This window comes from Lysobacter niastensis (assembly GCF_031457115.1).
GTDB lineage: Bacteria > Pseudomonadota > Gammaproteobacteria > Xanthomonadales > Xanthomonadaceae > Lysobacter_J > Lysobacter_J niastensis_A.
Genome location: NZ_JAVDVY010000001.1, coordinates 303,844 through 315,000 on the forward strand (window position 1 = coordinate 303,844; position 11,157 = coordinate 315,000).

9 protein-coding genes and 1 pseudogene (1 of these 10 only partly in view) are annotated in these 11,157 nt (G+C 67.4%); 5 read left to right on the plus strand and 5 right to left on the minus strand.

Annotated elements, in window-relative coordinates:
• Positions 1 to 10 precede the first annotated feature (10 nt).
• Positions 11 to 2,323 carry a phosphomannomutase/phosphoglucomutase gene (locus tag J2X06_RS01480; protein WP_310057333.1) on the plus strand — a complete coding sequence of 771 codons (2,313 nt, stop codon included), beginning with the start codon at positions 11 to 13 and terminating at the stop codon, positions 2,321 to 2,323.
• 57 nt (positions 2,324 to 2,380) lie between these two features.
• Here the strand turns inward: J2X06_RS01480 and J2X06_RS01485 are convergent, their stop codons facing one another.
• The 3 genes from J2X06_RS01485 to J2X06_RS01495 all read right to left on the minus strand — a co-directional run bounded on the left by J2X06_RS01485 (position 2,381) and on the right by J2X06_RS01495 (position 4,337).
• On the minus strand, positions 2,381 to 3,043 hold the full coding sequence (locus J2X06_RS01485; RefSeq protein WP_310057335.1) for a hypothetical protein: 663 nt from the start codon (positions 3,041 to 3,043) through the stop codon (positions 2,381 to 2,383).
• Between the two features lie 165 nt (positions 3,044 to 3,208).
• Complete coding sequence (gene pyrE / locus J2X06_RS01490) at positions 3,209 to 3,865, minus strand: orotate phosphoribosyltransferase (RefSeq protein WP_310057337.1); 657 nt, start codon at positions 3,863 to 3,865, stop codon at positions 3,209 to 3,211.
• 10 nt (positions 3,866 to 3,875) lie between these two features.
• Positions 3,876 to 4,337 (minus strand): GNAT family N-acetyltransferase, encoded by a 462-nt coding sequence (locus J2X06_RS01495; RefSeq protein WP_310057340.1) that lies wholly within the window; start codon positions 4,335 to 4,337, stop codon positions 3,876 to 3,878.
• Positions 4,338 to 4,458: 121 nt separating this feature from the next.
• Between J2X06_RS01495 and J2X06_RS01500 the strand changes: the two genes are divergently transcribed.
• From J2X06_RS01500 to J2X06_RS01510, 3 genes and pseudogenes are all read left to right on the plus strand, one after another.
• A complete protein-coding gene (locus tag J2X06_RS01500; protein ID WP_310057343.1) occupies positions 4,459 to 5,232 on the plus strand; it encodes an exodeoxyribonuclease III in 774 nt (257 codons plus the stop codon).
• Positions 5,233 to 5,296: 64 nt separating this feature from the next.
• On the plus strand, positions 5,297 to 6,859 hold the full coding sequence (locus J2X06_RS01505; RefSeq protein ID WP_310061145.1) for an AmpG family muropeptide MFS transporter: 1,563 nt from the start codon (positions 5,297 to 5,299) through the stop codon (positions 6,857 to 6,859).
• 34 nt (positions 6,860 to 6,893) lie between these two features.
• Positions 6,894 to 7,106: pseudogene (locus tag J2X06_RS01510) on the plus strand (hypothetical protein); the annotation flags it as partial.
• A gap of 110 nt (positions 7,107 to 7,216) precedes the next feature.
• Here the strand turns inward: J2X06_RS01510 and J2X06_RS01515 are convergent.
• Both J2X06_RS01515 and J2X06_RS01520 read right to left on the minus strand, forming a co-directional pair.
• Positions 7,217 to 8,323 carry an anhydro-N-acetylmuramic acid kinase gene (locus J2X06_RS01515; protein WP_310061147.1) on the minus strand — a complete coding sequence of 369 codons (1,107 nt, stop codon included), beginning with the start codon at positions 8,321 to 8,323 and terminating at the stop codon, positions 7,217 to 7,219.
• A gap of 52 nt (positions 8,324 to 8,375) precedes the next feature.
• On the minus strand, positions 8,376 to 9,836 hold the full coding sequence (locus J2X06_RS01520; RefSeq protein WP_310057346.1) for a M23 family metallopeptidase: 1,461 nt from the start codon (positions 9,834 to 9,836) through the stop codon (positions 8,376 to 8,378).
• Positions 9,837 to 10,022: 186 nt separating this feature from the next.
• Here J2X06_RS01520 and tyrS point away from each other — a divergent pair, with 186 nt between their 5' ends.
• Positions 10,023 to 11,157 carry the 5' portion of a tyrosine--tRNA ligase gene (gene tyrS, locus J2X06_RS01525; protein WP_310057349.1) on the plus strand. It continues 92 nt past the right edge of the window, so only the first 1,135 of its 1,227 coding nucleotides appear in the window; its start codon is at positions 10,023 to 10,025; its stop codon lies beyond the right edge, outside the window.

Consider the following 11,157-nt stretch of genomic DNA (forward strand, 5'->3'; position numbering starts at 1 on the left):
GGGAAATACGATGTCCGAAACGAATCCCGGGCGTGCCCAGCTGCACGCCTCGCTGAAGCAACTGTTGCCGGTGGTGGCCGTGGCCAGTGGACTGGTGGCGGCATGGCTGGCCTGGAGCGGCTGGCAGCAGCACAGCGACGAATCCCGGCGCAATGCCGTGCAACAGGCCCGCGATACCGCCGCGCAATCGGCGGCGGCGGCGCTGAAGACCGAATACAAGCGCATGCAGGAGCGCCTGGCGACGCCGGCCATGCAGGAGTCGCTCGTGGGCGGCGACCTGGTCACGGCCGGCAAGCTCCTGGCCGAGGGCTGGCCCTTGGCGAAGCAGGCGCAGGTCCTGGCTCCCGACCTCGCGGGCGAATACGGCCAGTTGCCGCAAGGCGGTTACGGCCGGCTCGCGGCAGCCGAAGCGGCGATCGCCGCCGGAAAGCCGGTGGCGTGGGTGGTGAAGGACAAGGGCGCGGCGCAACTGGCGGTGGCGGCACCGGCCAAGGTGGGCGAACAACTCGTCGGCGTCGCCTATGTCCTGTTGCCGCTGCAACGCATCAGTACCGGTCTCGAGCAGGCCCAGATTGCGGACGACAGCTATGTCGCCCTTCGCCAGGGTGGTGCGACCGTCCTGGAGCGCGGCGACGCCGGCCTGGCCGGCGGTGCCGAAGCACTGGCCGCCAAAATTCCCGATAGCGACCTGCGCGTGGCTGCCGCGGTTCCCGATGTAGCGGGCGGGCCGCTGGGCTTGGGTGCGCTGGCTTGCTTCCTTGCCTCGGGCCTGTTTGTGTTGGTGGCATTGGCGGCATGGCGCCTGCCCAAGCGCCTGCGCGCCAGCGCGAGCGAAGCGGACGACGCGGCACCGACCCTCGCCGAAGCCGTGACCGTGGCCGATATCCCGCCGCTGCCGAAGCTGGAGCCGGCCGCAGGCAAGGCGGCGGACGCATCCGGCGAGGTCACGATCGACCGCGGCATCTTCCGCGCGTACGACATCCGCGGCGTGGTCGGGCAGTCGCTCGACGTGGGCGTGGCGGTCCAGATCGGCCATGCGATCGGCTCGCTGATGCACGAGGTCGGCTTGACCGACATCATCGTCGGCCGCGACGGACGCCTGTCGGGCCCGAGCCTGACCGAGGGCCTGATCGCCGGCTTGCGCAAGGCCGGCCGCAACGTCATCGACATCGGCCTGGCGCCGACGCCACTGACCTATTACGGCGCCTATCTGTTGCGCGCGGGGTCGTGCGTGTCGGTCACCGGCAGCCACAATCCGCCCGACTACAACGGCTTCAAGATCGTCGTCGGGGGCGAAACGCTGTCGGGCGAGACCATCACCGATCTCTACGACCGCATCGCCGGCGGCCGCCTGCACACGGCCGACACGCTAGGCAGCCTGCAGATGCGCGACATTTCCGAGGACTACGTCCAGCGCATCGCCTCCGACGTGCAGATCGACCAACCGCTGCGCGTGGTCGTCGACGCCGGCAACGGCGTGGCCGGCGACCTCGGACCGCGCGTGCTCACCGCGATCGGAGCCGAGGTCACGCCGTTGTACTGCGAGATCGACGGCACGTTCCCAAACCACCATCCGGACCCGAGCGAACCGCACAACCTCGCCGACCTGATCAAGATGGTGCAGCGTCTGGATGCCGACCTGGGCATCGCCTTCGACGGCGACGGTGACCGCCTGGGCGTGGTCACCCGCGATGGCCAGAACATCTTCCCCGACCGCCTGCTGATGCTGTTCGCGGCGGACGTGCTCGACCGCAACCCGGGCGCGCAGATCATCTTCGACGTGAAGTGCACCGGACGCCTGCCGGGCCACATCCTGCGCCATGGCGGCAGCCCGCTGATGTGGAAGACCGGCCATTCGCTGATCAAGTCCAAGATGCGCGAAACCGACGCCGAACTGGCCGGCGAGATGAGCGGCCACTTCTTCTTCAAGGAGCGCTGGTACGGCTTCGACGACGGCATCTACGCCGCAGCGCGGCTGCTCGAGATCCTCGCCAGCCGGCCGCAGTCGGCCAGCGAGACGCTGGCGGCGCTGCCCGACGGCTTCTCGACGCCGGAGATCAAGGTCGCGGCGCCCGACGGCGACCCTCATACGTTTGTCGAGACCTTCCGCAACGCGGCCCGATTCGAGGGCGCGCGCCTGTCGACGATCGACGGCCTGCGCGTGGACTGGCCGGACGGCTGGGGCCTGGTGCGCGCGTCCAACACCACGCCGGTGCTGGTGCTGCGCTTCGATGCCGATTCGAAGCAGGCGCTGGAACGGATCAAGGCCGACTTCCGCACCCAGTTGCTGGCGCTGAAGCCAGACCTCGTACTGCCGTTCTGATCAAGAAAAAACGCCTCCGGATGGAGGCGTTTTTTTTGTCCGGGGTAAACGCGTGCGCTAGCTATTGCCGCCGGGCGCGACGACTGGCTTCTTGAGGGCCCGGTAGCGCTCAAGTGCCATATTGAACTCGCCCTCGATTTCGCTGCGATCCTTCTGCTGCTGCGCAAGCAGGCCCTGCTGCCGCATCAGTTCCGCATGCTGGAGGCGGATGTTGTCGGCCAGGGTCGGTTTCACCGGTTTGGCGGCCAGCTCCGCCTCGCCGGCCTGGCGCAGCAGGCTCATCAGGCTCTGGCGCAGGCCGCTGATGCCCAACTGCGAGGACTTCACTGTTTCATCGAGCAGCAGGATGCGCTCCTCGAACGCGCGTCGCAGGTCGCCCTCGGTGGCGTAGGACTCGACCATGGCGTAATCGCGGCGGGCGAGCACCTCGGCCGCGGCTGCCTTCTGCCGTTCGGCCTCGGCCTGGGCGGCGGCGGCGGCCCGTTCTTCCGGGGTGAGCGCGCGCTCCACCTGGCCGGTGGCGAGCCCGCTCTTGGCGCTGATCTCGGTGCGCGCGCGGTTGACCTCGGTGGCCGGCAACGAGTCGCCGCAGACCCGGCGCCCGTTCTCGTTCCAGCAATACAGCTTCTTGCCACCGGCCGGCGCGCCCTGCGCCGAGGCCAGCAGCGGTGCGAGTGCAAGCAGCACGGCGCCGGTCAGTCGAATCGGGTTCTGCTTCATCTCATTCCGCCAGGAGCAATTTCGCCAGGAGTAATCAAGGTCATCACGTCTATCGGGAATGCTCTAGCAAGAGTCGGGCCACACTATCGCAGTCGTTCCCTTATGACTTACCCGACCCGAGGTTACGAGCGGGTCGATGCGGCTCCCGACTCTTGGAAAGCGCGCTCAGGCCTGACTGCCGTAGGCGTCGCGATAGGCCAGCAGTTGCTCGCGTTGCGCCGTCAATTCGACCTGGTCGCCGGCAAACGCCAGCAGGTCGCCCAACGTGGCCACCGCGATCACCGGCAAACCGTGTTCGGCCGCGACGGTTTGTGCCGCAGAGCGTCGGGAAATGGCCGGGTCGACCGCTTCCTGCCGGTCCAGCGCAATTACGATGCCGGCGACCGCGCCACCGGCCGCGCCGATGATGGACAGCGCCTCGCGGATCGCCGTGCCGGCGGTGATGACGTCATCGACGATCAGCACGCGGCGTCCCTGCAGGGGCGCACCGATCAACGTGCCGCCCTCGCCGTGTGCCTTGGCTTCCTTGCGGTTGAACGCCAGCGGCAGGTCGCGACCGCGGCTGGCGTATTCGCAGGCAAGCGCAGTGGCCAACGGGATGCCCTTGTAGGCCGGACCGAACAGCAGGTCGAAGTCGACCCCGTGAGCATCGATCGCATCGGCGTAGCAACGCGCCAACTCGGCCAGGGTCGCACCGGAATCGAAGCGACCGGCATTGAAGAAATAAGGGCTCAGTCGGCCGGACTTGAGGGTGAACTGTCCGAAGCGCAGGGCATCGGCGCCCAGGGCCAGTTGCAGGAAGCGGGAGCGGTGATCGTTCATCGGGGTCTTTTCAGAGTGGGGGCCGCGGTTGCAGGCGATACAGCATGAAGTGTTGGGGGCCGGAACTCCCGCCCTGGTAGATCTCGCCGGTGTCGACGAAGCCGGCCTTCAGGTACAGGGCGATAGCGGCATGGTTGGCGCAGTTGACGGTCAACGCCAGCAACCGGCGCTGCGGGTGGCGTTGTCGCAGGTCGGCACAGGCGGCCGTGAGCGCGGCGGCGCCATAGCCGCGCCCCTGATGGGCGCAGTCGATGACGAAGGCGCGCAGCCCGACGCTGGGTTCCGGCAACTCGCGCGCGGCGACGGACCCGGGTGAGAAATCCAGGCGATAGAAGCCGACCACAGCCTCGTCGGCGAACACCGCCATCGCTTCGCTCATCGCATCGCGCAGGCTGTCGTCGACATTGAACGCGGTATCGCCGACGTAGCGATACTGGTCATCGGCCACTCGCAAGGCGTGCACGGCGTGCACGACCGCAGCGTCCTGGACGCACGCTACACGGATGGAAGGGACGGCGGCCGGCATGGCCGGAATGATAGGGCCTGGCCTGCGCGTCCGGGCTATGATCGGCGGCAGATTCCGTGGAGTGCGCATGCGCATCATCAGCTTCAACGCCAACGGCCTGCGCTCGGCCGCCAACAAGGGGTTCTTCGAGTGGTTCCGTGGACAGGGCGCTGACGTGCTGTGCCTGCAGGAGACCAAGGCCCAGGAACACCAACTCGGTGACGCTGCGTACAGACCGGAGGGATATCGCGCCTGGTTCAAGGACGCCAGCACCAAGAAGGGCTACAGCGGCGTGGCGATCTACAGCCGCCGCGAGCCCGATGAGGTGCGCACCGAGCTGGGTTGGGCGCCGTTCGACGACGAAGGCCGCTATATCGAGGCGCGTTTCGGCAACCTCAGCGTGGTGTCGTTCTACATCCCCTCCGGCTCCTCCGGCGAGCTGCGCCAGGGTTTCAAGTTCGAGGTGATGGACTGGCTCAAGCCGGTACTCGAGGGCTGGCTGGCTAGCGGCCGCGACTACGTGTTGTGCGGCGACTGGAACATCGTGCGTTCGCGCCTGGACATCAAGAACTGGACCAGCAACCAGAAGAACTCCGGCTGCCTCCCGCCCGAGCGCGAGTGGCTCAACGGCCTGTGCGTGGACGACACCGGCTGGATCGATGCCTATCGCGCGCTGCACACCGAAGGCCAGGACTACACCTGGTGGAGCAATCGTGGCGCCGCCCGCGCCAACAACGTCGGGTGGCGCATCGACTACCAGATCGTGACGCCGACCCTGCGTGAACGGCTGCAGGCATGCTCGATCCATCGCGAGCCGCGTTTTTCCGACCACGCACCGTTCACCGTCGACTATGACCTCTGAAGCCGCGGCCACCACGCAGCCCGAGGCGCCCGTGAAGCCCTCGCAATCCGGCTGGCGACTGGTGATGGCCAACCTGCGCCAGCCCAAGGTGCTGGTGATGCTGCTGCTCGGGTTCAGCTCGGGCATACCGATCTACCTCGTAGGCAACACGCTCGGCTACTGGATGCGCGAGAACGCGATCGAGCTGTCGACGATCGGCTTCCTTTCGTGGGTGGGTCTGGCCTATTCGCTGAAATTCCTGTGGGCGCCGCTGGTCGACAAGACCAATGCGCCGCTGTTCGGACGCTGGCTGGGCCGGCGTCGCGGCTGGATGCTGCTTTCGCAACTGGTGGCCGCTGCCGCGCTGGTCGGCATGGCGCTGGTGCAGCCGCGCGAAGGCCAGCTGGTGCTGGCCGGCGTCGTCCTCGACCAGTTGCTCGTGTTCGGCGCACTGGCGCTGGTGGTCGCCGTTGCCTCGGCCACGCAGGACATCGTCATCGACGCCTGGCGCATCGAAAGCGCCGACAACAGCGAGCAGCAGGGCCTGCTGACCTCGACCTCGGCGCTGGGATACCGCGCCGCGTTGCTGGTAACCGATTCGCTGATCCTGATCTTCGCCGCGCACATCGGCTGGTCGATGTCGTACGAGGTGATGGCAGCACTGCTCGGGGTCGGCGTGGTTGCTGCGTTGGCGGCGCGCGAGCCGAAGCCGCAGGCAGCGCCGGTCGCGGTCGTTGCCGACCACGGCCCACTGGGCGTGTCCGACGCGATGGTGGTGCGCTGGCTGCTGGCCGGCGTGATCGGCGTGGCGTGGCTGGTCTATGCGCTGATGGTTGGTATCCGCGACGACCTGTCCGTGAGCTGGACGAATGCCCCATGGCTAGCGCTGCCGCCGCTGTTGCTGTGGTGGCTGACGCGGTGGCCGACTGGGCCGGTGGCCGAGGCCACGTGGTCGCGGCCGCTGGCGCGGCCCGTGCTGCGCACCCGCGATGCGGTGATCGAGCCGTTCGCCGCGTTCTTCCGTCAGCACGGCCGTTGGGCGCTGATCATGCTGCTGGCGATCAGCCTGTATCGCCTGCCCGACTTCGTGCTCGGGCCGATGGCCAACCCGTTCTATGCCGACCTGGGCATCGACAAGGAGACCGTCGGCTACGTGCGTGGCACGTTCGGCCTGGTGGCGACGATCCTCGGCATCGCCGCCGCGGGCCTGAGCGCCATGCGCTTCGGCGCATTCGCCACTCTGCTGGCCGGTGCGGTGCTGGGCCCGGGCTCGAACCTGGCCTTCTCGTACCTGGCGCTGCATGGCGCGGATGCGGGTGTGTTCACGGCGGTGATGGCGATCGACAATTTCTGCAGCGGTTTCGCCGGCGTGGCCCTGATCGCCTACATGTCCAGCCTCATCAGTGCCGGCTATACCGCCACCCAGTACGCGCTGCTCAGTTCGTTCTACGCGCTGCCGGGCAAGGTGCTAAAGGGTTTCTCCGGCGCGACCATCGAGCACCTGGAGGCCGGGCGTGGCCTGCTCGAGGCGTACTCGCTGTTCTTTGTCGGCACTGCCCTGATCGGCCTGCCGGCGCTGCTGCTGTGCCTGGTACTGGCAATGCGGAAGCCGGACGGCGACCCTGTTGCCGGAGCGGTTAGAGGCTAATATCGCGGGCAGGGGCTTCACGAAGGGTGCCGAAATGACGGACATCGTGCTGCACGACATCGATCCGGTGCTGCTGGAGCGGATACGCCGCGTCGCCAACGCGCGTAGCTGGAGTCTGCAGGATTGCCTGATGCACCTGCTGGAACACGGGCTGTTCGCTTGCGAGAGCCGTATGGCGGCGCGCTTCGACGACAGCGACTCCCGCGCCTTGCAGGAAGCGATCGCGGCGCTGGAGGGCGTTCCAAGCGACCCGGGCTTCGCGATGATCGGCCGCGTTGAACCGTCAGGAAAGGCCGGCACAGAGGCTCGCAGCCAATTCGACCTGGACCTGCTCGCCTACATCGGCGACGACAAGGGTCAGCCGGCGGGATAGACCGCGCCGAGCACGCGCGGACCACGCGCGCCGGTCACGCTGGGCAGGTTGCCGGGCAGGCCGGCCAGGGTCTGCCGGGCCAGCCAGGCAAAACCCATGGCTTCGACGAAATCCGGATCCAAGCCATAGACCGCGCTCGTCTCGACCACGACATCGGGCAATTGCGCGGCAATGCGCGCGAGCAGGCGCTCGTTGCGCACGCCGCCGCCGCAGACGATCACGCGTCGCGTGCGCGGCTGGTGCGCACGCAGGGCATCGGCGACGGTCGCGGCACTCAGCTCCAGCAGCGTGGCCTGCACGTCCTCGGGCTTCTCGCCGCCGCGCAGTCGTGCCTGCACCCAGTCCAACTGGAACTGTTCGCGGCCGGTGCTCTTCGGCGGAGGCAGCATGAACCAGGGTTCTTCCAGCAGTCGTAGCAACAGCTCCGCATCGATCTGGCCGCTGGCGGCAAAGGCACCACCCGCATCGAACGGCGCGCCCCGGTGCCGCGCGCACCAGGCATCCATCAGCGCGTTCGCCGGGCCGGTATCGAACCCGCGCACGTCGCCGTGCGCCGGCAACAGCGTGAAATTGGCGATGCCGCCGAGGTTGAGTACCGCGCGGTCCTCGTCCGCCGAATGCAGCATGGCGGCGTGGAATGCCGGCATCAGCGGCGCACCATGGCCACCGGCGGCGACGTCGCGGCGGCGGAAGTCGGCCACCGTGACAATGCCGGAGTGCTCGGCGACGACATTTCCGTCCCCGATCTGCCAGGTGAAGGGATGTTGCCCGTCGTAGCGCGCGCCTTCGGGGCGGTGGCGCACGGTCTGGCCATGGGAGCCGATGGCGCGGACCTGGGCTGCATCGCAGCCGGCCTCGGCAATCACGGCGCGCGCTGCCTCGGCGAAGGCCATGGCGGCCTGCACATCGAGCGAGCCCAGTTCTTCAAGCGAACGCGCGTCGGCGCCCTGGCCCAGTTCGACCAGGCGCACCCGCACTTCGTCCGGCCACGGGTAGGTGCGGCCGAGCAGGAGTTCGCAGTGGGGATGGGTAACGGAATCGTCGAACCGCACCAGCGCGGCATCGATGCCATCGGCGCTGGTGCCGGACATCAACCCGACGAACAGGCCGGCCGCGGCCGGACCTGCGGCGTTGGCTGGCACGTCAGGCCTTCTGCCTGCGCGGCTTGCCGGATGCCTTCTTCGCCTCGAGCTTGGCCGGAATCGGGCCGGCGTCGGCGTAGATGATGTTTTCCACTTCCTGGATGCGCGCCAGCGCGACGCTGGTCTGCGCGCGGAACTGCGCCAGCGCGACGCCGCTGAGCGGCTCCGGCGGCGGCATCGTGATCGACAGCGGATTGCGATGCACGCCGTTGACTCGGAATTCGTAGTGCAGGTGCGGGCCGGTGGCCAGCCCGGTGCTGCCGACGTAGCCGATCACCGTGCCCTGCGGAATGCGCTGGCCCTGGCGGATCTTGCCGAACCGGGACATGTGGCCGTACAGCGTGGTGTAGCCGCGACCGTGGTCGAGCACCACCGCGCGACCGTAGCCGCCCTGCCAGCCGACCGAGGCCACGCGGGCGTCGCCGGCGGCCATGATCGGCGTGCCGGTCGAAGCGCCGTAGTCCACTCCCTTGTGCATGCGCACCCGGCCCAGGACCGGATGGCGGCGCGTGCCGAAGCTGGAAGTCAGGCGCGCATACGGGATCGGCATGCGGATGAAGCTCTTCTTCAGCGGACGGCCGTCGCCGGTGAAGTACTCGGCTTTGCCGTTGCGCTCGAAGCGGAAGCCGGTATGCAGCTTGCCGCCGGTGGTGAAGGTCGCCGCCAGCACCGGACCGGTCTTGATCAGCTCACCCTCGCGCCAGGTCTGCTCGACCACGACGCTGAAGCGATCGCGGGAGCCGACATCCTCGTTGAAATCGATGTCGTACTTGAAGATGTCGTCGGTCAGCGTGTTGATGTTGGAGCCGGTCAGCCCCAGTTTTCGCGCCGAACGGAACAGTGAGGAGCCGACTTCGCCGCTGATCACGACCGTGCGAGTGTCGGTCGGACGCACGATCACTTTCTCGGTGACCTGGTCGCCGTTGAGGCTCAACTCGATGCGGTGGCTGTCGTCGCGGTCGTAGCGGAACGTGCGCAACTGGCCGTCCACGGGAAGGTCGAATGCCAGTTCGGTACCGGGCTTGAGGCGGGTCAGCGAAGCCTTGGCGCCGGGATGGTCGAGGATCGCGTGCATCGTCGATGCGGGAATATCGAGTTGCTCGAACAACGAGCCCAGTGTCTGCCCGCGGCTGACGCGTACGAGCTGCCAGCTGTCGCCGCTGGCGCCTTTCAGACGCGCAATCGGCAGCGGCGGCAACGTCAGCGCCATCGAATGGCGCGTGGCATGCATCGCCGGCTTCTGTAGCAATGGCGTCTCGAAACCGGGCACGATGGCCAGGACCAGCATGCCGATCGTCGCGAACAGGCTGGCCTGGACCCATTGGCGGCGCGACCAGCGGCCGTTGAAGCCGTCGGACAAATGGCGTGCCAGCACCGGGCGGTGCAGGGCGGCTTCACGCAATGCGTTCAGGCGCTCACGGCGGGCTTGTGCGGGTCCGGAAACCTGCTCGGGTCGAGTCATTGCGTAAATCCCCCGCGCGAAGATGTGAAGCGCGCGTAGCGGCGCTAACATAGTCATCGCAGCAGTGCGCGTCAAACCCTTGAGATGAATAGGGTTTTTAGCTTTGGCGCCTCTTAACCGGGCTTTAACTTTATTCACGTTCGCGGTCGCAAATCCGCGGCCGTCCCCCTTCAGCGAGTCCCCACCTTGTCCCCTCAACGTGACCCGAACGCACAACAGGCCCTCGACTTGATCGGTCGCGGCGCCGACGAGATCCTCAAGCGCGACGAACTGGAGGCCCGCCTGAAGCTCGGCCGGCCCCTGCGCATCAAGGCCGGCTTCGATCCGACCGCCCCGGACCTGCACCTGGGCCACACCGTGCTGCTCAACAAAATGCGGCAGTTCCAGGACCTGGGGCACCAGGTGATCTTCCTGATCGGGGACTTCACCGGGATGATCGGCGACCCCACCGGCAAGAACGTCACCCGCAAGCCGCTGACCCGCGAGGACGTGCTGGCCAATGCCCAGACCTACGCCGACCAGGTGTTCAAGGTGCTGGACAAGGAGCGCACCGAAGTGCGCTTCAATTCCGAGTGGTTCGGGCAGATGGCGGCCGCCGACATGATCAAGCTGGCCGCGCAGCACACCGTGGCGCGCATGCTCGAGCGCGATGATTTCTCCAAGCGCTACGCCGCCCAGCAATCCATCGCGATCCACGAGTTCCTGTACCCCCTGGTGCAGGGCTATGACTCGGTGGCGCTGAAGGCCGACGTGGAGCTGGGCGGCACAGACCAGAAGTTCAACCTGCTGATGGGTCGTGGCCTGCAGGAGCACTACGGCCAGCCGCCGCAGATCGTGCTGACGATGCCGCTGCTGGAAGGCCTGGACGGCGTCAACAAGATGTCCAAGTCGCTGGGCAACTACATCGGCATCAATGAGCCCGCGATCGACATGGTCACCAAGACGATGAAGATCGACGACGTGTTGATGTGGCGCTGGATCGAGCTGTTGAGCTTCGAGATCACGCTGAGTGAGGTCGAGACGCTGCGCCGCGATATCGATGCGGGCCAGCTCAATCCGCGCGACCTGAAGTTGCGCCTGGCGCGTGAGTTGGCGGCGCGTTTCCACGGCGACGAAGCGGCGGACCAGGCCGTCGCAGGTTGGAATGCCGCTGTGCGCGGCGAGGGCGATATCGCGTCGTTGCCCCTGACCGATGTCGCAGTGCCTTCCGATGGCCTGCGCATTGCGGCGCTACTGACGGCAGCGGGCCTGACGCCAAGCAATTCCGAGGCCAACCGCAAGCTCAAGGAGCGCGCGGTGCGCGTCGATGGCGAGGTGGTCG